The 22674-nt window shown below is 57.0% G+C and carries 23 protein-coding genes and 1 tRNA gene; 16 read left to right on the top strand and 8 right to left on the bottom strand.

The window, feature by feature from the left end; all coding sequences use genetic code 11:
• Positions 1 to 10: 10 nt before the first annotated feature.
• The 3 genes from DW56_RS13765 to DW56_RS13755 form a co-directional block, all read right to left on the bottom strand.
• Positions 11 to 742, bottom strand: a complete 732-nt coding sequence (locus DW56_RS13765) for a LytR/AlgR family response regulator transcription factor (RefSeq protein ID WP_024552760.1) — start codon at positions 740 to 742, stop codon at positions 11 to 13.
• 11 nt (positions 743 to 753) lie between these two features.
• A complete protein-coding gene (locus DW56_RS13760) occupies positions 754 to 2451 on the bottom strand; it encodes a sensor histidine kinase (RefSeq protein ID WP_035890037.1) in 1698 nt (565 codons plus the stop codon).
• A gap of 80 nt (positions 2452 to 2531) precedes the next feature.
• Positions 2532 to 3773: a DUF1479 domain-containing protein gene (locus DW56_RS13755; RefSeq protein WP_024552758.1), complete on the bottom strand. Its 1242-nt coding sequence runs from the start codon at positions 3771 to 3773 to the stop codon at positions 2532 to 2534.
• Positions 3774 to 4017: 244 nt separating this feature from the next.
• Here DW56_RS13755 and alaC point away from each other — a divergent pair, with 244 nt between their 5' ends.
• Positions 4018 to 5256, top strand: a complete 1239-nt coding sequence (alaC, locus tag DW56_RS13750) for an alanine transaminase (RefSeq protein ID WP_024552757.1) — start codon at positions 4018 to 4020, stop codon at positions 5254 to 5256.
• A gap of 45 nt (positions 5257 to 5301) precedes the next feature.
• Here alaC and ypdK read toward each other — a convergent pair whose 3' ends face one another.
• Positions 5302 to 5358 (bottom strand): membrane protein YpdK, encoded by a 57-nt coding sequence (ypdK, locus tag DW56_RS23175; RefSeq protein ID WP_097566156.1) that lies wholly within the window; start codon positions 5356 to 5358, stop codon positions 5302 to 5304.
• Between the two features lie 376 nt (positions 5359 to 5734).
• On the opposite strand from ypdK, the gene DW56_RS13745 reads away from it, so the two are divergent.
• On the top strand, positions 5735 to 6085 hold the full coding sequence (locus tag DW56_RS13745) for a cupin domain-containing protein (RefSeq protein ID WP_024552756.1): 351 nt from the start codon (positions 5735 to 5737) through the stop codon (positions 6083 to 6085).
• 2 nt (positions 6086 to 6087) lie between these two features.
• Here DW56_RS13745 and DW56_RS13740 read toward each other — a convergent pair whose 3' ends face one another.
• From DW56_RS13740 to DW56_RS13730, 3 genes are all read right to left on the bottom strand, one after another.
• Complete coding sequence (locus DW56_RS13740; protein ID WP_024552755.1) at positions 6088 to 7056, bottom strand: magnesium and cobalt transport protein CorA; 969 nt, start codon at positions 7054 to 7056, stop codon at positions 6088 to 6090.
• Between the two features lie 131 nt (positions 7057 to 7187).
• Positions 7188 to 7262: transfer RNA gene (locus tag DW56_RS13735), tRNA-Arg, on the bottom strand.
• A 77-nt stretch (positions 7263 to 7339) separates the two neighbouring features.
• A complete protein-coding gene (locus tag DW56_RS13730) occupies positions 7340 to 8293 on the bottom strand; it encodes a formate/nitrite transporter family protein (protein ID WP_024552754.1) in 954 nt (317 codons plus the stop codon).
• Between the two features lie 207 nt (positions 8294 to 8500).
• Between DW56_RS13730 and ccmA the strand changes: the two genes are divergently transcribed.
• From ccmA to mlaA, 10 genes are read left to right on the top strand one after another with little or no spacing between them, the layout of a single operon-like run.
• The gene (gene ccmA, locus DW56_RS13725) at positions 8501 to 9121 is read left to right on the top strand and encodes a cytochrome c biogenesis heme-transporting ATPase CcmA (RefSeq protein ID WP_024552753.1); all 621 of its coding nucleotides are present in this window, start codon (positions 8501 to 8503) and stop codon (positions 9119 to 9121) included.
• A complete protein-coding gene (gene ccmB / locus DW56_RS13720) occupies positions 9118 to 9777 on the top strand; it encodes a heme exporter protein CcmB (protein ID WP_024552752.1) in 660 nt (219 codons plus the stop codon). The genes ccmA and ccmB overlap by 4 nt, the downstream gene beginning before the upstream one ends.
• A gap of 42 nt (positions 9778 to 9819) precedes the next feature.
• Entirely contained in the window at positions 9820 to 10560 is a 741-nt protein-coding gene (locus DW56_RS13715; RefSeq protein ID WP_024552751.1) for a heme ABC transporter permease, read from the top strand.
• A complete protein-coding gene (ccmD, locus tag DW56_RS13710; RefSeq protein WP_024552750.1) occupies positions 10557 to 10772 on the top strand; it encodes a heme exporter protein CcmD in 216 nt (71 codons plus the stop codon). Before DW56_RS13715 ends, ccmD begins: the two co-directional genes overlap by 4 nt.
• The gene (gene ccmE / locus DW56_RS13705; RefSeq protein WP_024552749.1) at positions 10773 to 11252 is read left to right on the top strand and encodes a cytochrome c maturation protein CcmE; all 480 of its coding nucleotides are present in this window, start codon (positions 10773 to 10775) and stop codon (positions 11250 to 11252) included.
• A complete protein-coding gene (locus DW56_RS13700) occupies positions 11249 to 13201 on the top strand; it encodes a heme lyase CcmF/NrfE family subunit (RefSeq protein ID WP_024552748.1) in 1953 nt (650 codons plus the stop codon). Before ccmE ends, DW56_RS13700 begins: the two co-directional genes overlap by 4 nt.
• Complete coding sequence (gene dsbE / locus DW56_RS13695) at positions 13198 to 13755, top strand: thiol:disulfide interchange protein DsbE (RefSeq protein ID WP_024552747.1); 558 nt, start codon at positions 13198 to 13200, stop codon at positions 13753 to 13755. The genes DW56_RS13700 and dsbE overlap by 4 nt, the downstream gene beginning before the upstream one ends.
• Positions 13752 to 14210 carry a cytochrome c-type biogenesis protein gene (locus DW56_RS13690; protein ID WP_024552746.1) on the top strand — a complete coding sequence of 153 codons (459 nt, stop codon included), beginning with the start codon at positions 13752 to 13754 and terminating at the stop codon, positions 14208 to 14210. The genes dsbE and DW56_RS13690 overlap by 4 nt, the downstream gene beginning before the upstream one ends.
• Complete coding sequence (gene ccmI, locus DW56_RS13685) at positions 14207 to 15397, top strand: c-type cytochrome biogenesis protein CcmI (RefSeq protein WP_024552745.1); 1191 nt, start codon at positions 14207 to 14209, stop codon at positions 15395 to 15397. The genes DW56_RS13690 and ccmI overlap by 4 nt, the downstream gene beginning before the upstream one ends.
• Before the next feature lie 29 nt (positions 15398 to 15426).
• A complete protein-coding gene (gene mlaA, locus DW56_RS13680; protein ID WP_024552744.1) occupies positions 15427 to 16182 on the top strand; it encodes a phospholipid-binding lipoprotein MlaA in 756 nt (251 codons plus the stop codon).
• Between the two features lie 117 nt (positions 16183 to 16299).
• Here mlaA and fadL read toward each other — a convergent pair whose 3' ends face one another.
• Positions 16300 to 17661, bottom strand: coding sequence for a long-chain fatty acid transporter FadL (gene fadL / locus DW56_RS13675; protein WP_035890067.1), 1362 nt, complete (start codon positions 17659 to 17661; stop codon positions 16300 to 16302).
• A 357-nt stretch (positions 17662 to 18018) separates the two neighbouring features.
• Here fadL and DW56_RS13670 point away from each other — a divergent pair, with 357 nt between their 5' ends.
• The 4 genes from DW56_RS13670 to sixA all read left to right on the top strand — a co-directional run bounded on the left by DW56_RS13670 (position 18019) and on the right by sixA (position 22633).
• Positions 18019 to 18303 (top strand): YfcZ/YiiS family protein, encoded by a 285-nt coding sequence (locus tag DW56_RS13670; RefSeq protein ID WP_024552742.1) that lies wholly within the window; start codon positions 18019 to 18021, stop codon positions 18301 to 18303.
• A gap of 175 nt (positions 18304 to 18478) precedes the next feature.
• Positions 18479 to 19789: an acetyl-CoA C-acyltransferase FadI gene (gene fadI, locus DW56_RS13665; protein WP_024561956.1), complete on the top strand. Its 1311-nt coding sequence runs from the start codon at positions 18479 to 18481 to the stop codon at positions 19787 to 19789.
• Complete coding sequence (fadJ, locus tag DW56_RS13660) at positions 19789 to 21951, top strand: fatty acid oxidation complex subunit alpha FadJ (protein ID WP_024554862.1); 2163 nt, start codon at positions 19789 to 19791, stop codon at positions 21949 to 21951. Before fadI ends, fadJ begins: the two co-directional genes overlap by 1 nt.
• A 193-nt stretch (positions 21952 to 22144) precedes the next feature.
• Positions 22145 to 22633 (top strand): phosphohistidine phosphatase SixA, encoded by a 489-nt coding sequence (sixA, locus tag DW56_RS13655; RefSeq protein ID WP_024554863.1) that lies wholly within the window; start codon positions 22145 to 22147, stop codon positions 22631 to 22633.
• Positions 22634 to 22674: the final 41 nt, after the last annotated feature.

Below are 22674 nucleotides of genomic sequence, written 5' to 3'. Positions count from 1 at the left end.
GGCGCCTTTTTTACAGCCGCATTAGCTGGCGAAACTCTTTTACTTTGCTGCGGCTTACCGGCACCTGAAAATCGAGATCCCGCAGGCGCAAAATATAGGTGTTGTTAAACCAGGGCTCGATCTCGCGAATTTTATTGAGATTCACGCAATAGGAGCGGTGACAGCGGAAAAAGTGCGCCTCCGGCAGACGGCTGCAAAACTCGGTAATGTTTACCGGCATGACATAAGCTTCGCGGCGGGTATAAACAAACGTCATCTTTTCATGCGCTTCGGCATAATAAATATCGTTAATATCGGTAACGATGATGCGCTCGTCTTTTATCAGATTGATCGTGGCGTTTTCACGGTTCACCGGGCCTGAGGCGTGCGGGCTCGTCTGCTGCGCAAACGCCGCCTCCAGCTTTTGCAGCATGCTGATGATGCGCGATTCCTGATACGGCTTGAGGATGTAATCAAAGGCCTCCAGTTCAAACGCTTCCACCGCGTGCTCTTTCCAGGCGGTAATAAAAACGATAAACGGCTTGTGAGCGAACTTGCTGATATTCTGCGCCAGCAATACGCCGTCCAGCGAAGGAATGTTGATATCCAGAAAAATGGCGTCCACGCTGTTGTGTTGCAAAAACTTCAGCACGTCCAGCCCATCGTCGAAAGTTCCGACAATCTCCATTTCGCTGTGTTCTTTAATCAACCAGCTCAGCTCCTGCTGCGCCAGCACTTCATCTTCAACAATGATGACTTTCATCAGGCTCACCGTTACGACAGCAGCGCGGCGGAAGCAGTTAACGCCCGCGGCTGGTTAGGAACATAAAAAGCGATTTCAGTGCCCGGGTCGAGGCGGCGGATGCTCAGCCCTTCGCCGTAGAGCAGTTTTACGCGGTGATGAACGTTCAGCAGGCCTATCTTATTGCCGGGCATCTCGTTGGCTTCCACGCGGTCGATAACCTTCTGATCAATGCCGTGGCCCGTATCGCGCACCGCAATACGCACGCGGTTGCCGCTTTCCGTCACGCTAATGGTCACCACGCCTTTGCCTTTGCGCGGCTGAATACCATGAACGATAGCATTTTCCACCAGCGGCTGAATAAGCAGGCTCGGCACTACGCAGTTCACTTCTTCGTCAATGTCATAGATAACCGTCAGCTTGTCGCCGAAGCGCGCCTGCTCAATGGCGATATAGTCTTTGATCTGGTAAAGCTCCCGCTTAATGTCGATTTGCTCATCATCTTTCAGTTCAATGTTGTAGCGCAGGTAGCGAGAAAGATTGAAAATCAGCTGGCGGGCGGTGTCCGGGTTCAGGCGAATGGAAGAAGAGATCGCATTCAGGGCGTTAAATAAAAAGTGCGGGTTGATTTTGCTTTGCAGCGCCCGCAGTTCCGCTTTATTCGCCATTTCGCGCAGCTGTTCCGTGCGGGAAACTTCGAGCTGCGTCGAGATAATCTGCGACAGCCCGATAGCCATCTCCTGAAGGGAAGAGGTTATCTGGTGCGCATGGCAGTAATAGATTTTCAGCGTGCCGGTCACCACGCCTTTCTCCCACAGCGGAATAACCAGCATCGAGTGAATTTCCGGCGTGCGATGCGCTTCATCATTGTTTTTAATGATTATTTTTCCGTAGCGGATCGCCTGTAGGGTGGTAGGGCTAAGCTCGTCATTATTATTCTGGTAGTTATGTTCCCCCACGCCCACATAGGCCAGCACTCTTTCATTATTGGTAATGGCGACGGCGTCGGCTTTAATGTCGCGACAAATAATCGCGCATACCTGGCGCAGCGATTCACTGTTTACATGACGAAAAAGCGGCAGCGTTTTGTTGGCGATGTCCAGCGCAAGCTTCGCCTGGCGCGCGGCGCTGGCCTCTTTTTCACCTTCGACGCTTCTTACCAGCAGCACGATAAAACCAATCGATACCGTGCCAAGGATCATCGGCACGCCAATTTTCGACACGATATCAAGCCCAAGCGGCAGCGTCGGCGCCCAGATCACCACCAGGATCATGGTCAGCGTTTCGCACGCCATACCGGCGAGGATCCCGATGCGCCAGTGCTGCGCTTTCGGCACCCGCTGGTGGATCCAGCCGGAAAGACAGCCTGCCACAATGCTGGTGATAAAGCAGGGGATCGCGGTAATGCCGCCAGTATCAATCAAATAGCGGTGAACGCCTGCGATAACGCCGGTAATAACGCCCACCCAGGGGCCGAACAGAATGCCGCCGGACATCACCGCGATAATGCGCACGTTAACCAGCGAGCCTTCCACCGGCACGCCGGACCAGGTGCTGAACAGCGCGAACATAGAGAAAATAGCGGTCACCGCCAGCAACTCTTTGGCGCTGTGGGCGCTTTTATGCAGCAGCTCGCGAAACAGCCGGATGCGGATCAGAAAGAAAAGGCAGATAAGCATTAATGCCGCGCGGTCAAACACCGCCAGCAGCATGTCGAAAATTTCGTGCACGGAATACTCGGGTTGTCATCAGGGAGAAAAGCCATAATAGAAAACCTGGCGGCAGATGACCAGCCGCCAGGCCTGTTGCCTTACTCGCCTTTTAACTGCTCACGCCCCGCCGGAGTGAGATCGGCTTCGGTAGCGCGGCCGATGAAATCCACTTCAAAATCGTCGGCGGCGAAATCGGGAGGGGATTTCCCTTCCACAAACGCAGCCCACTGGCGTTTAAGGTAGGCGGCGTTTTTCTCACACCATGGCGCGGCAGCGATATACATGACATTGCTGTCGAACTCGCCCTGATGCTCATTTTCCACCGCATGGATCACGTCGCAGTGCCAGAATACCGTGTCGCCAGGCTCCATATCAGGAATTGAGGAAATCCCGGTCAGTAAAAGGGGATGCCACTGTTCGTTAATGGATAAAGCGCGGCCAGGCTTCGCCTCGCACAGCGAATCTTCCGGCACGTCGTCCTGAATAGCGCGCAGCAGAATATACGCCATGGCGTTGGCGATGGGCAGCAGCGTCAGCGTGCCGCCGTGCTTGCGCTGTTCGCTTAACGCTGTCCAGCCCTGAAAAGTGCGGAACATAGAACAGACCGCCGGAGACGGAATTTCCCGCGCTTCGGTGCGCCCTTGCGCTTCAAACGGGTTGTAACGACGCCAGTCGCCGCTAAAAACATGGCGGTAAACATGGCGGAAGTTTTCATCCAGCCAGCGCTCTACCGAGCCGCCATCCACATGCGGCGACAGCCCGAGCGAAGAGGAGCGCGGCGGCCGGCGGCGGGTGCGGTCGGCATAAGAGACCACGCGGTCAGGGTCAAAATGCTGTTTGCCATGGCTTTCGGTCTGCCAGAGATTATTGAGAAACACCTGTGCGGCTTTCATGCGCTCATGCTGGCGCGCTTCCACCTGCGGTTTCGACCAGTAAATGCCGTAAATTTGCGGCTTACTGTCGGCAAGGGTGCCGAAATAGTTGTCTTCTGCCGCATTTTTCAGTTTTTCGACAAAATTATTGCGCTCCAGGTAATCGCCGATTTCCTGGTTCCAGCCGCGCGCCTGGCTTTCCGGGAACACGCCCTTAATCACGCAACAGCCGCGCTCGCGGATCAGCGCTTTTTGCTGGTCGCTGATGCGGTTATGCAAAATATCATCGGCCTGGATCTGCGGGACCGGGCTTTCCCCGCGATCCAGCTCTTCGCGGATCGCCTGGATCTGGCGCTGCATGTCTGCTTCCAGTTCGTTGAACAAGTCTTTGTAATTGGGTAATTCGCGGCGCAGCTTCTGTTTAATTTCACGAATAGCGGCAGGAAGATCGTTGATTTGCAGGGCCATCGCGGTCACTCCATCAGTTAGCGGGAAGAGGTTATAGGTTTGTTGCGACAAGGTTAATATAGCGCCCGGCAAACGAATAAAACAGGGATATCTTTCAAATGAAAGTTCCTGTTTTATTCGCCGATAAAAATTTTTTGTTTTTCCTCTCGACAGAAGAAAATTTTTCAGGCTATTTTCTAAACATGCCACAACCGTGGCGGCGTCGCTCGGACGGTCCGGGCGCTAACGTTAATCTGAGGAACCTATGGCTGACTCCAGCTCTGCTCGCCGTTTTTCGCGTATCGATCGCCTTCCGCCTTACGTTTTTAACATCACTGCTGAACTGAAAATGGCTGCGCGCCGGCGCGGCGAAGATATTATCGATTTCAGCATGGGCAACCCCGACGGCGCCACGCCGCCGCACATCGTTGAAAAACTCTGTACCGTAGCGCAACGCCCGGATACGCACGGCTATTCCACCTCACGCGGCATCCCGCGCCTGCGCCGTGCTATTTCGCGCTGGTATCAGGAGCGTTATCAGGTGGATATCGACCCGGAAAGCGAAGCGATTGTCACTATCGGTTCGAAAGAGGGGCTGGCGCACCTGATGCTGGCCACGCTCGATCACGGCGATACGGTACTGGTGCCTAATCCCAGCTATCCCATTCATATTTACGGCGCGGTTATTGCCGGCGCGCAGGTGCGCTCGGTGCCGCTGGTGGAAGGGGTGGATTTCTTCAATGAGCTGGAACGCGCTATCCGGGAAAGCTATCCGAAACCCAAAATGATGATTCTGGGCTTTCCTTCAAACCCTACCGCGCAATGCGTGGAACTGGAATTCTTTGAGAAAGTTGTGGCGCTGGCTAAGCGCTATGACGTGTTAGTCGTACATGATCTGGCTTACGCCGATATTGTTTATGATGGCTGGAAAGCGCCTTCCATTATGCAGGTGCCAGGCGCCCGCGACGTGGCGGTGGAATTTTTCACGCTGTCGAAAAGCTACAACATGGCGGGCTGGCGCATCGGCTTTATGGTGGGCAATCAGGAGCTGGTCAGCGCGCTGGCGCGCATCAAAAGCTATCACGATTACGGTACGTTTACGCCGTTGCAGGTGGCCGCGATTGCCGCGCTGGAAGGGGATCAGCAGTGCGTGCGCGATATCGCCGAACAGTATAAGCGACGCCGTGACGTGCTGGTAAAAGGGCTGCACGAAGCAGGCTGGATGGTTGAGTGTCCGAAAGCCTCAATGTATGTCTGGGCGAAAATTCCGCAACAGTATGCGGCGATGGGCTCGCTTGAGTTTGCCAAAAAGCTGTTGCAGGACGCCAAAGTGTGCGTTTCGCCAGGCATCGGGTTTGGTGAATACGGCGACACGCATGTGCGTTTCGCGCTGATTGAAAACCGGGATCGCATCCGCCAGGCCGTGCGGGGTATCAAAGCGATGTTTCGCGCCGACGGGCTGCTTCCCGCCAGCAGTAAAACGCCTGCCGAAAGCGCCGAATAAAACAAAACAGGAGCCGAAAGGCTCCTGTTTCACTCAGGTGTTCTGCTAAATCATCAGGGCAAACGTGCCGGCCCACAACAGCAAAATCACCGATACGCCCATAAAGAAATATTTCACGTTACATCGCTCCGCATACCCTAATGTATGCTTAAAAACTCTACGCAAGGTCTCAGTATAGAGAGATAAAACCGCAGCCGGATGACTTTGGGATTTTTCCCGCCCCCGATTGCCGCTTTCCGAAAAAAGTTGATTATGGATAGCCAGCGGGCGCTAATTTACCCCTAAATTCCAGGGGAGACAAGCGCGTGCCGGTTCGCGAAGATAATTATTTAACCGTTTTGCTTGCCTGCGCTAACCCATTAAAAATGCTAATAAATAAGTTAGTCACCGCAGGTAATTATATTTTGCGATCCTCTTGCTCAGGCGCAGGACTTTGTGTGAATGTAAGCGATTTGTTAAGCCAATTGAGCAAAAGATAATGGTTATCAATAAAACAAACGCCGAACATTACCGCTGGGGAGGGGATTGCGACGGCTGGCATCTGGTTAAAGCGCAGGATTTAAGCATTATTCACCAGCGAATGGCGCCCGGACGAGGCGAGCAATGCCACTACCATGAGGTGGCGCGGCAGTGCTTTTTTGTTATCAGCGGGGAAATGACGATGGAGCTTAACGGCCGCCGCTTTACCTTGCAGCCGGGGGAATCAATTGAAGTCGCCCCGGGCGCGCTCCACCAGATACGCAACGAGGCGGCGCAGGATACGGAATATCTTGTAATTTCGCAGCCCGGCACGCGTAACGACCGCTCGATCTTGCCAGGCGAACATTAACCTCAGAGCCAGCCGGTTTTTCTCAGCTTGCGATAAAGCAGATAGCACGCAAGAAACGTACCGCCGATGGTCACCGGGTAGCCATAGGCCGATTGTATTTCCGGCATATGCTCGAAATTCATGCCGTACATGCTAAATACAATGGTTGGGATGACGAGAATAGCACCCCAGCCCGCCAGCCGCTTGGTCACTTCGTTTTGTTGCACAGTGACCAGCGCCAGGTTGACATGCATGGCGCTGGTTAACATTTCATGCATATTTTCTGCGTCCATCACTGCATGATGCGCATGGTCCTGCACGTCCCGCAAATAAGGGCGCAGCGATTTAGGGAAAATATCTTCATGCAGGCGGATCAGCTGGTTGCAGATTTCATTGACGGGCAGCGCGGCGTTGCGGATCTCCAGCAGCTGTCGGCGCAGCGTGTACACATCCTGCATCGCCTGCTTATCAAACTCGCTGCGAAACATTCTTTCTTCAAGCTTCGTAATGCGTTCGCCAAGCGAGGCGGTAATTTCCAGATAATGGTCGACGATAAAATCGAGCAGGCAATAGAGCGCGTAGCCCGGGCCTTCTTCCAGCATCTCGGGGCGCTCCTGGGCGCGCATACGCACCGGCGCATAGCTTTGCGAGGGGCCGTGACGCACGGAGATAAGGTAGTTTTTGCCGACGAAAAAGTGAGTTTCGCCAAAGTCTATCCGGCCTTCCTCAGTCATATAAGCCGTTTTAACCACGATAAAAATCGACTCGCCGTACTGGTCGATTTTAGGCCGCTGGTGCGCCGTTAAGGCATCTTCAATCGCCAGTTCATGCAGGCCGAACTCCGCCTGCATATTTTGCATAAACGGCGGATCAGGCTGCCACAGCCCGAGCCAGACAAAGTTATCCGGCGACTTTATCGCGTCGCTGATGTCCTCGACATTAATCACTTCAAAATCGCCGCCCGGGCGATAAACCATACTGTTAACAATCATATTTCTTCCGTGCGTACGCAGAGTTACGGGGTAAATATAGCGGGCGTGGCGTCAGGTTTCCTGAAAGGTTGTCCGAATATTTTTCTGATGCGGTAAAAGGAAAGGGCAGAGTAAAGCAGATAAAAGCAAAATGGCGTCCCCTGCAGGAATCGAACCTGCAACTAGCCCTTAGGAGGGGCTCGTTATATCCATTTAACTAAGGGGACGAGGCGGCGTTAGTATACCGATTTTTACCCGCGCGTTAAGGGCTACGCCGCCTGTTTGTTCACTCTGTCGCCAATGTTCAACGCGCCGCGCGCCGCGACTCTTCCTCTTTTTGCGCGATGACCCGCTCGCTTTTCTCCTGCGCTTTCGCCTTTTCTTTTTTCTGCGTCGCCATATCGTTGCGGATTTGCGCATGGCTTAACAGGGCGAAAATAAAGGTGCCGCCGCAGATATTGCCGGCAAGCGTCGGCAGGGCGAAAGGCCAGAAAAACTCGCTCCAGTGGATGGTGCCGTTGAACACCAGATAGAGAATTTCCACCGTGCCCACCACGATGTGCGTGGTGTTGCCAAGGGCAATCAGCCAGGTCATCAGAATGATGACCAGAATCTTCGCGGCGCCCGCCGCCGGGAACATCCACACCATGGTGGCAATGATCCAGCCGGAGATAATCGCGTTCGCGAACATTTCGCCCGGCGTGTTGTGCATCACTTCCATGCCGATAGTGACGAAAGCGTCGCGCGTCGCCTCATCGAAAATAGGCATAAATTCAAACGCCAGCGCCGCAAGCCCGGTGCCGATAAGGTTACCGAACAGCACCACGCCCCACAGGCGGAACAGCAGCTTAAAGTTGGTGCTGGAGGGTTTGTGCATCACCGGCAACACCGCCGTTACGGTGTTCTCCGTAAACAATTGCTGGCGCGCCATGATGACGATAATAAAGCCGAAGGTATAACCCAGGCTTTCCAGCAAAAAACCGCCGGGAATGCCTTCCAGATGCACATGAAAAATCCCTTTCGCCAGCAGCGAAGCGCCCATTGAAAGCCCGGCGGCCACGGCGGACCACAACAGCGCCATCGCGTCGCGCTCGAGCTCTTTCTCCCCGTCCTGGCGAATATGTTCGTGGATAGCCATCGCCCGCGAAGGCAGTTCTTCTTCATCAAGCTCTATCTCTTCGCCGCTCTCTTTCTCTTCGCTTTCCACTTCCAGTTCGTCACTGGATTCGTTGATTTTATCTTCGCCAATTTTGTCCATAAGAGCTCTCCAGAGAAAATATCGCTATCACTAAGCGTAGCGCTTTTATGCGTTTTTCCCGCAGATGTCCGAAAATTCAGACGATTATTGATCCCGAAACGAAGATTACGCCTTTTGAAGTACTTCCCGCCGCCGCTGTGCGGTTCAGGGCGGCGGCGCAGCTGTGCTATCATGCGGCTCCCCTGTAAAAGAAGGAGCCGCGCGCCCATGCTGGAAGCACACCATCTCACCTGCGTTCGTGACGAACGCGTTCTGTTTGAATCGCTGAGCCTGACCGTTCAGCCCGGTGAGATAGTGCAAATCGCAGGCGCCAACGGAGCGGGGAAAACCTCGCTGCTGCGTATCCTTACCGGCCTGGCCGCCGCCGAAGCGGGGCGCGTTTGCTGGCAGGGCGAAACCATCAGCCGCCAGCGCGAAACCTTTCACCAACAGCTTCTCTGGCTCGGGCACCAGCCCGGCGTTAAGGCGGCGCTTACCGCCGATGAAAATCTCCGCTTTTATCACCCGCGCCAGGCGCAGGCCTCACGCTGGGCGGCGCTTGCCGCCGTTGGGCTGGTCGGGTATGAAGATGTGCCGGTGGCGCAGCTCTCCGCCGGTCAGCAGCGTCGCGTGGCGCTCGCCCGCCTGTGGCTGAGCGAAGCGGCGCTGTGGGTGCTGGATGAGCCTTTCACCGCGCTTGACGTTACCGGCATAGAAATGCTGACGCAGCGCCTTGAGCGCCACGCTGCCTGCGGCGGCGCGATAATCCTTACAACGCATCAACCCTTGCGCGCCGTGAGCTGTCCGCTACGCTGTATTACGCTTAATGCGCCAGAGGTGGCGGCATGATGTGGCAGATCTTCAAACGCGAGCTTCGCCTTGCGCTGCGCAAAGGGGCGGAAATCATCAACCCGCTGTGGTTCTTCCTTATCGTCATCACCCTTTTTCCGCTGGGCATTGGCCCCGAGCCGCAGATGCTGGCGCGCATCGCGCCGGGCGTGGTCTGGGTGGCGGCGCTGCTCTCTTCGCTGCTGGCGATGGAGCGACTGTTTCGCGATGACTGGCAGGATGGCTCGCTGGAACAGCTTATGCTGCTGCCTTTGCCGCTACCGGCAATGGTGGTGGCGAAAGTGACCGCTCACTGGGTGGTTACCGGCCTGCCGCTTATCGTGCTCTCGCCGCTGGCGGCATTATTGCTGGGGCTTGACTTGCGAAGCGCGGTGACGCTGGCGTTAACCCTGCTGTTAGGCACCCCGACGCTCAGTTTTCTTGGCGCGACAGGCGTTGGGCTGACGGTAGGATTGCGGCGCGGCGGCGTGCTGCTGAGCCTGCTGGTGCTGCCGCTTACGGTGCCGTTGCTTATTTTCGCCACCGCGGCGGTAGAGGCGGCGGCAATGCATCTTGCGGTTAACGGCTATCTGGCGATCCTCGGCGCGTTTCTGGCGGCCAGCATGACTTTAAGCCCGTTTGCCACCGCCGCGGCGCTGCGAATAAGTATTCAATAACAACAGCCCGAAGCGGGCATTTTTGTTTTGTGAGCGATAACCATGTGGAAAGCGTTACATCAACTGGCTAAACCGGAGCGGCTGTATACGCTCTGCGGCCGTTTTATCCCGTGGCTTGCGTTGCTAAGCCTGGCGCTGCTGACTGTCGGCTGCGTCTGGGGCTTTGTCTACGCCCCGGCGGATTACCAGCAAGGGCAGAGCTACCGCATTATGTATCTGCACGTGCCGGCGGCCATGTGGTCGATGGGTATTTACGCCTCGATGGCGATAGCGGCGTTTATCGGCCTGGTCTGGCAGATGAAAATGTCGGACCTGGTCGCCGCCGCGATGGCGCCTGTCGGCGCGGCCTATACCGTTATCGCGCTGGTGACCGGCTCCGCCTGGGGCAAGCCGATGTGGGGAACCTGGTGGATCTGGGATGCGCGCCTGACTTCTGAACTGGTGCTGCTCTTCTTATACGTTGGGGTCATCGCGCTTTATAACGCCTTTGACGACCGTCGGCTGGCCGGGCGCGCAGCGGGTATTCTGGTTCTGGTCGGGGTGGTTAACCTGCCCATCATCCACTACTCGGTGGAGTGGTGGAACACGCTGCATCAGGGCTCCACCAATATGCAGCAAACCATCGACCCCTCCATGCGCACGCCGTTGCGCTGGACCATCTTCGGTTTTCTGGCGCTTTTCGTCACGCTGACGCTGATGCGGCTGCGCAATCTCATTCTTATTCAGGAGCGCCGCCGTCCATGGGTCGCGGCGCTCGCCAGCCGTAAAGGAGAAGCCCGATGAAAGCGGCATTCAACAGCTGGAGCGATTTTTTCGCCATGGGCGGATACGCCTTTTACGTCTGGCTGGCGGTCGGGGTTACGATCGCAACGCTTGCGCTGCTGGCAGGGCATACCCTCTGGCAGCGCCGAAACTTGTTGGCGCAGGTGCGCCGACAGCAGGCGCGGGAACGTCGCATCAGGGCGGCGCGGCAGACCAATATTAAGGAAGCATAAGTGAACGCTCGTCGTAAAAACCGCCTTTATCTCGCCGTCGCCGTACTTATGGGGTTAGGGCTTACTATCGCGCTGGTGCTTTATGCGCTGCGCTCCAATATCGATCTCTTCTATACGCCTGGCGAAATCCTCTACGGCAAAGGCGAAACGCAGGAAAAACCTGAGCCGGGGCAGCGGCTGCGCGTCGGCGGCATGGTGATGCCGGGCAGCGTGCAGCGCGACAATAAAACGCTCGAAGTGCACTTTAAGCTCTACGACGCCCGCGGCGTGGTAGACGTCAGCTACACCGGCATCCTGCCCGATCTCTTTCGCGAAGGTCAGGGCGTCGTGGCGCAGGGCGTGCTGGAGGATGGCAACCTGGTCGCGGCGAAAGAGGTGCTGGCTAAACACGATGAAAACTACACGCCGCCGGAAATAAAAGCGGCGATGCAGGAGAACCACAAGCGCCCGCCAGAAGCCTATAAGGATAACCACTCATGATGCCGGAGATTGGCAACTATCTGCTCTGCCTTGCGCTCGGCATCGCGCTGTTGCTCAGTGTTTACCCGCTGTTGGGCGCCATACGCCAGGACACGCGGCTGATGGCGCTGGCGCGACCGCTCGCCTGGCTGCTCTTTTTCAGCATTCTGGGGTCGTTCCTTGTGCTTGTGCACGCGTTTGTGGTGAACGATTTTACCGTGCAGTACGTGGTCAACAACTCTAACCGCGAGCTGCCGGTTTGGTATCGCGTGGCGGCGACCTGGGGGGCGCATGAAGGCTCGCTGCTGCTCTGGGTGCTGCTGCTGAGCGGCTGGACCTTCGCGGTGGCGATTTTCAGCCGCGGCATGCCGCAGGATGCGGTTGCCCGCGTGCTTTCGGTGATGGGGATGATAGCTTGCGGCTTTTTGCTGTTTATCCTTTTCACCTCTAACCCGTTTACCCGCACGCTGCCCGATTTCCCCATCGACGGGCGCGACTTAAACCCGCTGTTGCAGGATATCGGCCTGATTTTTCATCCGCCTCTCCTTTATATGGGTTATGTCGGCTTCTCGGTCGCTTTCGCCTTTGCTATCGCTTCGCTGATGGCGGGCAGGCTGGATACCGCCTGGGCGCGCTGGTCGCGCCCCTGGACGCAGGCGGCGTGGGTTTTTCTCACCATCGGCATCGTGCTCGGTTCCGCCTGGGCTTATTACGAGCTCGGCTGGGGCGGCTGGTGGTTCTGGGACCCGGTGGAAAACGCGTCGTTTATGCCGTGGCTTGCCGGCACGGCGCTGATGCATTCGCTGGCGGTCACTGAAAAGCGCGGCAGTTTCCGCGCCTGGACGGTGTTGCTCGCCATTACCGCTTTTTCCCTTTGTCTGTTGGGTACTTTCCTGGTGCGTTCCGGCGTGCTGGTCTCGGTTCACTCGTTTGCCTCCGATCCGGCGCGCGGCATGTTCATTCTGGCGTTGCTGGTGATTGTTATCGGCGGCTCGCTGCTGCTGTATGCCGTTAAAGGCGGGCAGGTGCGGGCGCGGGTGAGCAACGAACTCTGGTCGCGCGAGTCTTTTCTGCTGGGCAACAACGTGCTGTTGGTCGCCGCCATGCTGGTGGTGCTGCTCGGCACGCTGCTGCCGCTGGTGCATAAGCAACTGGGGCTGGGCAGCATTTCCATCGGCGAGCCGTTCTTTAATACGCTCTTTAGCGCGCTAATGGCGCCGTTCGCGCTGCTGCTCGGCATCGGGCCGCTGGTGCGCTGGCGCCGTGACGAGCCGCAAAAGCTGGCGAAACGGCTGGCGGTGGCGCTGGTTGTTACTGTCGCTTTTTCCCTGCTGTTGCCCTGGCTGATGCAGGATCGTATAGAAGCGATGACGGTGGTGGGGCTGCTGATGGCGGGCTGGGTATTTGTGCTGGCGCTGATGGAACTGCATGAGCGCGCCACCCATCGCCACGGTTTCTGGCGCGGCCTGACCACGCTTTCGCGCAGCCACTGGGGCATGGTGCTTGGACATGTTGGCGTGGCGGTAACCGTGGTCGGCATTGCTTTCAGCCAGAACTACAGCGTTGAGCGCGACGTGCGCATGAAGTCGGGAGATAGCATTGATATTCACCAGTACCACTTTGTTTTTCGCGACGTGCATGACGCCTCTGGCCCTAACTGGCGCGGCGGCGTAGGGATTATCGACGTCACCCGCAACGGCAAGCCGGAGGCCACGCTGCATGCGGAAAAACGCTACTACAACAGCAGCCGGATGATGATGACCGAGGCCGCTATTGACGGCGGATTAACGCGCGACCTCTACGCCGCGCTTGGTGAAGAGCTGGATGACGGCAGCTGGGCCGTGCGGCTTTATTACAAACCTTTTGTTCGCTGGATCTGGTACGGCGGGGTGTTAATGGCGCTGGGCGGTCTGCTCTGTATGCTCGACCCGCGCTACCGTCTGCGTAAAACGCTGAAGGAGGCGCAATGAAGCGCAAGGTGCTGTTTATCCCGCTGGTTCTCTTTCTGCTGCTGGCGGGCGCGCTGCTCTGGCAACTGGTGCGCAACGCGGGCGGCGATGACCCGACCACGCTTGAATCTGCCTTAATTGGCAAGCCGGTGCCGGTGTTTCGCCTGGAAGCGCTGAACGAGCCGGGCAAGGTTTATGACCAGGCTGTGTTGACGCAGGGCAAGCCGCTGCTGCTGAACGTCTGGGCGACCTGGTGTCCAACCTGCCGCGCCGAACATCAGTTCTTAAACGGCCTTGCCGCGCAGGGCGTGCGTGTGGTGGGCATGAACTATAAAGACGATCGCCGCAAGGCGGTGAACTGGCTTAATGAACTGGGAAATCCTTACGCGCTGAGCCTTTATGACGGCGACGGCATGCTGGGGCTGGATCTCGGGGTTTACGGCGCGCCGGAGACTTTTCTTATCGACGGCAACGGCATCATCCGCTACCGCCACGCAGGCGATCTCAACGAGAACGTCTGGCAAAACGAGTTAAAACCGCTGTGGGAAAAATACAGCAAAGGGGCGGGCGCATGAACCGCATTCTCGCGCTGTTTGCCGGCTTGCTGCTTAGCCTGAGCGCCTGGGGCGCCATCGATGCGTATCAGTTTAAAGATGAGGCGCAGGAGCAGCAATTTCGCCAGCTCACTGAACAACTGCGCTGCCCGAAATGCCAGAACAACAGCATTGCCGACTCTAACGCCATGATTGCCGCCGACATGCGCCAGAAAGTGTATGAGTTAATGCAGCAGGGGCAGAGTAAACAGCAAATTATCGATTACATGGTGGCGCGCTACGGCCATTTTGTGACTTATGAACCGCCGGTAACGCCGGGCACCCTCATTCTCTGGCTGCTGCCCGCCTTGTTTGTTGTTGGCGGCGCGGTAGTGATTGTTCGCCGCAGCCGCAAGCGCGCAGCGCAGGGCGCGTTGACCGAAGCGGAACGCCAGCGGCTGGAAAAGCTGCTTGATGAAAAAGGGAACCGTCCATGACGTTGTTGATTACCGTCATCGTTGTTTTACTGTTGGCCGTTTCGGCGCTGCTCTTTTTTCCGTGGGCTGGCCGGTCGGCAGCGGACCGCGACGCGCTGAACCGGGCCTTTTACCGTTCGCGCCTGCGCGAGCTGGAAGAGGAAAAAATCCCCGGGCGCGAAGAAATGGTCGTGGAGCTGCAACAGAGTTTGCTTGCGGATATTCCCGACCAGCAGCCTGCTAAACATCGCCCCTTCGGCCGCCGCGCGCTTCTGCCAGGCGTGCTGCTGCTGGCGGTCGTCAGTATCGGCGCGTTCATCAAGACCTCAAGCCTTTCTCATGTGCTGGAATGGCAGCAGGTAACGCAGCAAACGCCAGCGCTTATCCAGCGGGTGATGGACCCGGATGCAAAACCGCTAAGCATGGAAGAGATGGCGCGCCTGGGGCTTGGGTTGCGCACCCGGCTACAGGACGACCCGCAAAACGCCGAAGGCTGGCTGATGCTTGGGCGTATCGGCATGGTGCTGAACAACGCCTCTACGGCCACCCAGGCCTTTGAGCGCGCCTGGCGGCTGGCGCCGGATAACCTCGATGCGAAGCTCGACTACGCCGAAGTGCTGACCCGTTCGTCGGACCCGCAAGATAACCAGCAGGGCGAAGCGCTGCTGCGGGATGTGCTTTCCAAACAGCACGCCAATATTCGCGCGCTCAGCCTGCTCGCCTTCAGCGCTTTTGAACAGCAACGCTATAAAGAAGCGATTGGCGCATGGCAAATCTTGCTGCGTTTGCTGCCCGCCGACGATGAGCGGCGCACGGTAGTGGCCCGCAGCATTGCGCAAGCGAAAGTGGAAAGCGGCATGGACAACGCGAAAGTGGCTGTTAAAATCACGCTGTCGCCGCAGGCGGAAAAAGCCTTGCCCGAGAAGGGGATAGTCTTTGTTTCCGTTACTGATGGCGTTTCAAATGTGCCGGTTGCAGCAAAAAAATTGCCGCTGGGCCATTTTCCGCTAACACTTACTCTTGACGATACCAATGCCATGATGCCGGACAGGCTGCTTTCCTCGGTGCGTCAGGGAATTATTAAAGTGCATATTTCGCAGGCGGGCACGCCCGCACCGCAGACGGGGGACTGGACAGGCCAGAGCGGGCTGATTCAGTTCAATCCTTCCACGCCAGTGGAAGTTGAGGTTTCGCAGCCTCTACCCTGAGCGCGACGACTTTTGACAGGGAGACTGAGATGAAATTTCGCCTGACCGGGCTTGCTCTGGCCGCCACGCTGCTGGTGGGCTGCGCCAGCTCTTCGCAAACGGAGCAGGGACGTTCGGACCCGTTCGAAGGGTTCAACCGCACCATGTATAATTTCAACTTCAATGTGGTGGATCCTTATGTGCTGCGTCCGGTAGCCGTCGCATGGCGTGATTACGTGCCGCAGCCTGCGCGCAACGGGCTGAGCAACTTCACCGGCAACCTGGAAGAGCCCGCCGTTATGGTGAACTATTTCCTCCAGGGCAACCCTTATCAGGGTATGGTTCACTTCACCCGCTTTTTCCTCAACACCCTGCTCGGCATGGGCGGCTTGATCGATGTGGCAGGGATGGCGAACCCGAAACTGGCGCGTGAAGAGCCGCACCGTTTCGGCAGCACGCTCGGTCATTACGGCGTAGGCTACGGCCCTTATCTGCAACTGCCTTTCTATGGCAGCTTTACGCTGCGTGAAGATGGCGGCGACGCGGTGGATACGCTGTATCCGGTGCTTTCCTGGCTCACCTGGCCGCTGTCGGTAGGGAAATGGGCGGTGGAAGGCGTTGAAACCCGCGCCCAGCTTCTGGATTCCGACGGCCTGCTGCGCCAGTCTTCCGACCCTTATATTCTGGTGCGTGAAGCTTACTTCCAGCGCCACGACTTTATCGCCAACGGCGGCAAGCTTAAGCCGGAAGAAAACCCGAACGCGCAGGCGATTCAGGACGATTTGAAAGAGATAGACGCCGAGTAAAGCGAGCAGGGCGAGAAAAAAGGCGGACCCAGGGTTCGCCTTTTTTATGGAAGCCTTACCGGGCCGGGCGAAAAAAAGGCGGGCCGCTGGCCCGCCTTTTTGATCACGACGTCGCTATCAGAACGCGTAATTGAAGTTCACGCCGTACAGCCAGGCTTTCCCTTCAGATTTGAAGGTGTAAGGGCCTTCGGTGAATTCCACGTGCTGACCGTGCATATAAGAAACGCCCGCATCCACAGACGCATCTTTATTAAAGGCATACGTTGCGCCTGCGCTCAGCCAGAGACGATCCTGGTCCGGGATGGAGATAGAGCGGTTATTTGCCGGCACCGGGCTATCGTCAAACGCGATACCGGTACGGAAGGTCCAGCTGTCGTCCATATAATAGGTGGTGCCCAGCGCGATGCGGTAAGCGTCCCGGAAGTTCTCTTCCTTCTGGAACAGCGTCTGGCCGTTGCTGTTGGTCGCTTTCAGCTCTTCGAACTGGCTCCAGCTGGTGTAGGTCAGGCTATAGTGCACGGCCCACTGCGGCGCCACTTTGTTATAGCCGGAGATTTCCCACATTTCAGGCAAGTTGAGCGTCAGAGAACCGCCCGTGGTGCTGCCGCCGGTGCCATAAGGTAAGCCAAGACCGAGCGCGGCGTTGATGGGGTTGATAGCGGCAGGCAGGCTGCTTTTATAGTCGCCGTCAAAGTCGATTTTCACTTCTGAGCGGTAAGTAAAGCCGTAGCGGTTATCTTTATCCACTTCATAAAGGATCCCCGCGTTCCAGCCGAAGCCCCACTCATCGCCTTTCAGGTAGGCAATCTGCGTGTCGGCGTTAATGCCGCCCGCCTGCGCGCCGATAGCCTGCGCCTGTTGCGGCGTCAGACGGCCCGCGCGCACCAGCGACGGGATACCGCCTGCGATGATCTGCGGCAGGTCGCCTGCGTAACGTTCAATCTTCGCGCGAGCGTAAACCGCGTCGAAGCCTACGCCGAAGCTCCAGTGGTTATCCAGGCGATAAGCGCCGCTCAGGTTGAGGTTAATGGTTTCGAGATCGGTTTTGCCGCCCACGGAGCCCGCGGTATAGCTGTCGTTATATTCCGTCGCCAGGCCGTAGTTAGAGGTAACAGAAGCCCCCCAGCCAAATTGCTCGTTGATCGGCGCTACAAAATGCAGGTTCGGCACCCAGGCGGTCGGCGCGATGTTATCGGCGTCAAGGCTGCGGCCGGTTGTTGAACGGCCCGAAACGTTAACGTCCGGGTCGACGAAAATGGCGCCGCCGGAGAAGGTCGGGCGGTCGAACATCGTAATCAGCGCCGGGTTGCGGCTTACGTTGCCCGCATCGTCGGCGATAGCGCCTTCCCCTGAATAGGCGCGGCCCAGGCCAGAGGAAGAAAATTCGTTTAGCTGGAAACCTGCAGACCAGGCTTGAGAAGAGACGATTGCCACTGCGACCGCGAGAGCAGATTTGGTAAACAGGGTTTTCTGGCTCATGACCATAACCTCATCCATTTATTATTTTTAAATAATGTTACCTAAGGTAACAGGAGCGCGAAGTGTAGGGTCTGAGGTACGGCTTACAAATCAGACCAGTGGCGAGAGTATAGGTCCGACCAGCAGATATGTTGCAAGTATGTTTATAAGATTTTTCAATTGTGATCTTCGAAACGCGATCCCGTCAGCAAAATTCGAAGCGGCGTCGATCATCATGTTGGGTGATTTTTGTTTTAGATCATTTTTAAGTGTGATTTCGGTCACTTAACGCCGCTTAGAGAAAGTTAAGGTAGAGGGGGTACGTCCGGGAGCGTAAAATAACCGCATCGTTTTTGCGTTATTAAAGAGGAAATCACAATGAGCAAATGCAGTGCTGATGAAACCCCGGTTTGTTGCTGTATTGATGTGGGTACCATCATGGATAACACCGATTGTACCGCCTCTTACAGCCGCGTATTTGCCAGCCGCAGCGAAGCCGAAGAAACCCTGGCGGCCCTGACGGCCAAAGCCCGCGAAGTTGAATCAGAACCGTGCCAGATAACGCCGCGCTTTAGCGAAGTGAACGGCGGCGTACAGTTAGATATCGATTTTGTGTTCGCCTGCCAGGCGGAAACCATGATCTTCCAGCTCGGCCTGCGTTAATCCTTCCTTTAAAAAAACGCCTTCCTTTTAGCGGGAAGGCGTTTTCCTTTACCGCTTAATTCGTGTTTTGCCTCGCACTTTTTCCTCTCCCTGATTGGCTCAATGTAAATTTTTGGTTAAGAATGTTATCAGGTCAGACCACTTTTGCGCTTTGAAGCTTTTACAGGGGAATGTTATGAGTCAGCCATTACCGCTGGTCACCCGACAGGGCGATCGTATTGCTATTATCAGTGGGTTACGCACCCCTTTCGCCCGGCAGGCTACCGCCTTTCACGGCGTGCCGGCGGTCGATCTCGGCAAGATGGTGGTTGGCGAGCTGCTGGCCCGCAGCGAAATTGCGCCAGAGGTGATCGAGCAACTGGTGTTCGGCCAGGTTGTACAGATGCCCGAGGCGCCCAACATCGCCCGTGAAATCGTCCTGGGCACCGGAATGAACGTGCATACCGATGCCTACAGCGTGAGCCGCGCCTGCGCGACGAGCTTTCAGGCGGTGGCGAACGTAGCGGAAAGCCTGCTGGCGGGCACCATCCGCGCTGGCATTGCTGGCGGGGCGGACTCCTCTTCTGTGCTGCCGATTGGCGTAAGCAAAACGCTTGCGCGCACGCTGGTGGATGCGAATAAAGCGCGTACCCTGAGCCAGCGGCTTAAACTTTTCTCACGTCTGAAAATGCGCGATTTACTGCCCGTGCCGCCTGCGGTGGCGGAGTACTCCACCGGCCTGCGAATGGGCGACACCGCCGAGCAGATGGCGAAAACCCATGGCATTACCCGCGAGCAGCAGGATGCGCTGGCGCACCGTTCTCACCAGTTGGCCGCAAAAGCCTGGGAAGAGGGCAAGCTGGCGCAGGAAGTGATGACGGCCTATGTGCCGCCTTACCGCGATCCTTTCAGCGAAGATAACAACATCCGTAAAAGCTCAACGATAGCCGACTACGCGAAACTGCGGCCGGCTTTTGACCGCAAGCATGGCACCGTAACCGCGGCCAACAGCACGCCGCTTACCGACGGCGCTGCGGCGATAATCCTCATGACCGAATCCCGCGCAAAAGAGCTGGGGCTTCAGCCGCTGGGCTATTTGCGAAGCTATGCCTTTACGGCGGTCGATGTGTGGGAAGATATGCTGCTCGGCCCCGCCTGGTCGACGCCGCTGGCGCTGGAACGCGCCGGGCTTACGCTTAACGACATTACGCTGTTTGATATGCATGAGGCTTTCGCCTCGCAAACGCTCACTAATCTGAAAATGCTGGCAAGCGACCGCTTCGCCCGGGAAGTGCTCGGGCGCGACCGTGCGACCGGCGAAGTGGACGAAACAAAATTTAACGTGCTGGGCGGATCCATCGCTTATGGGCATCCTTTTGCCGCAACCGGCGCGCGCATGATTACCCAAACCTTAAACGAACTGCGCCGACGCGGCGGAGGCTTTGGCCTGGTGACCGCCTGCGCGGCAGGCGGCCTTGGCGCGGCCATGGTGCTGGAGGCCGAATAATGGAATCGACATCCGCGTTTTATCTGCATGTTCGCCCGGACAATATTGCGGTGGTCACCATCGACGTGCCGGATGAAAAAATGAATACCCTGAAAGCGGAATTTGGCCCGCAGGTGCGCGCCATTCTCCGGCAAATCCGTGATAACAAAGCGCTGGAAGGAGTCGTGTTTATTTCCGGCAAGCCGGACAACTTTATCGCCGGCGCCGATATCAACATGATCGCGGCGTGCAAAACGGCGCAGGAAGCGGAACAGCTGGCGCGCCAGGGGCAGCAGATCATGGCCGATATTCATGGGCTGCCTGTTCCGGTGGTGGCGGCTATCCACGGGCCTTGCCTGGGCGGTGGGCTGGAGCTTGCGCTCGCCTGCCATCGCCGCGTCTGTACGGATTCGCCGAAAACCATGCTGGGCTTGCCGGAGGTCCAACTGGGGCTGTTGCCCGGCTCCGGCGGCACCCAGCGTTTGCCGCGGCGGGTTGGCGTCAGCACTGCGCTTGAGATGATCCTCACCGGTAAACAGTTGCGCCCGCGCCAGGCGCTGAAGGCGGGGTTAGTGGACGATGTCGTTCCTTCTTCTATTTTGCTGGAAGCCGCCGTGGCGTTGGTGAAAAAAGGGCGCGCAAGCGAGCGGCGTTTGCCGGTGCGCGAGCGTGTGCTCGCCGGCCCGCTTGGCCGCGCGCTGCTGTTCAAAATGGTGTCGAAGCAAACCGGGCAGAAAACGCACGGCAACTATCCGGCGGCGCAACGCATTATCGACATTATCCGCACAGGGCTTGAGCAGGGGAGCGCGAGCGGCTACGACGCCGAAGCAAAAGCCTTCGGCGAGCTGGCGATGACCCCGCATTCGGCGGCGCTGCGCGGTATTTTCTTCGCCAGCACCGAGCTGAAAAAAGAGACCGGCAGCGAGGCGCAGCCGCAACCTTTGCGGGCGGTTGGCATTCTGGGGGGCGGCCTGATGGGCGGCGGTATCGCTTATGTTACCGCCAGTAAAGGCAAACTGCCGGTTCGCATCAAAGATATCAACGAAAAGGGCATTAACCATGCGCTGAAATACAGCTGGGATTTGCTTGAGAAAAAGGTGCGCCGACGCCATATCAAACCCACAGAGCGCGACAGCCAGATGGCGCTGATTTCCGGCGCCACGGACTACCGGGGCTTTCATAATCGCGACATTGTTGTCGAAGCGGTGTTTGAAGACCTGGCCCTTAAGCAAAAGATGGTGGCGGAGGTGGAACAGCACGCCGCGCCGCAGACCATTTTTGCCTCAAATACCTCTTCACTGCCGATTGGCGATATCGCAGCGAACGCGGCGCGTCCTGAGCAGGTTATCGGCCTGCACTATTTCAGCCCCGTCGACAAAATGCCGCTGGTGGAGGTGATTCCCCATGCTGGCACCAGCGCGCAAACCATCGCCACTACCGTGCAGCTTGCCAAAAAACAGGGCAAAACGCCGATCGTGGTGGCGGACTGCGCCGGGTTTTACGTCAACCGTATCCTTGCGCCCTATATGAATGAGGCGATGCGCTGCCTGATGGAAGGGGAGAGCATTGAACATATTGATGAAGCGCTGGTGAAATTTGGCTTCCCGGTAGGTCCAATCCAACTTTTGGATGAGGTGGGCATAGACGTAGGCACTAAAATTATTCCGGTGCTGGAGCAGGCGTACGGCTCCCGTTTCAGCGCGCCGCATGAAGCCGTTGCAGCAATATTGAAGGACGATCGCAAAGGCAGAAAAAATGGCCGGGGTTTCTATCTTTATCCAGGGAAAGGGCGTAAAAGCAAAAAACAGCCAGACCCGGCGATCTACGCGCTGACCGGCGTTAAGCCCGTCAACCGGCTTACCGGGGCGCAAATCGCCGAGCGCTGCGTCATGATGATGCTTAACGAAGCGGCGCGCTGTCTGGACGAAGGGGTTGTGCGCTCGCCGCGCGATGGCGATATCGGCGGCGTGTTTGGCATCGGCTTTCCGCCGTTTCTCGGCGGCCCGTTCCGCTATATGGATACGCTCGGCGCGGGGGAAGTGGTGGCGACGCTGCAACGTCTTGCCGCCCAATATGGGGAACGCTTTGCCCCATGCGAAAGGCTGGTAAGGATGGCCGAAGAACGCCTCGTTTTCTGGTCGGCAGTGAACCAGAAGGAAAAAATCGAGGTCAAACAAGAGTAACCTCCGCTGCGGATGACGCGCCGGTCGGTCAGTATGTAAACGCTGATTGACTATACTTACAGCAATAAGGTAAAAAACAGCGTTTCATCTGAAGTACGGATCAGGCACAATGCCCGGCCGCCCTGATAACCTTACAGGTTGTGTCAGACCCTCAGGGGAAAAGGGCGATTCTGGTTAACAAAAGCGGTGCAATATGCAAGTTTTTATCATGCGTCACGGCGACGCAGCACTCGATGCCGCCAGTGATTCGGTTCGTCCGCTAACCCATTGTGGTTGTGATGAATCCCGTCAAATGGCGACCTGGTTAAAAGGTCAAAAGGTGGACATCGAACGTGTTCTGGTGAGCCCTTTCCTGCGAGCCGAACAGACACTGGATGTCGTACGGGAGGCAATGAATTTGCCGCAAAACCAGGACACGCTGTCGGAGCTGACGCCCTGCGGTGATGTTCATCTGGTAGGCGATTACCTGCAAGCGCTGGCGAAAGAGGGGGTCACCTCGGTGCTGGTGATTTCACACCTGCCGCTGGTCGGCTATCTGGTTTCGGAGCTTTGCCCTGGCGAAACGCCGCCTATGTTTACGACATCCGCTATCGCCAACGTCACGCTGGATGACGAAAGCGGCAGAGGGGTCTTTAACTGGCAGATGAGCCCCTGCAATCTCAGAATGAAGAAAGCGATTTAACGCCAGTCGCATGAAAACAGAGCCGCCTTGTGCGGCTCTTT

Origin of the sequence: Franconibacter helveticus LMG 23732, assembly GCF_000463115.2 — a bacterium.
Lineage (GTDB): Bacteria > Pseudomonadota > Gammaproteobacteria > Enterobacterales > Enterobacteriaceae > Franconibacter > Franconibacter helveticus.
Note: the sequence above shows the minus strand (reverse complement) of the source record. Positions and strands in the feature narration are given on the sequence as shown.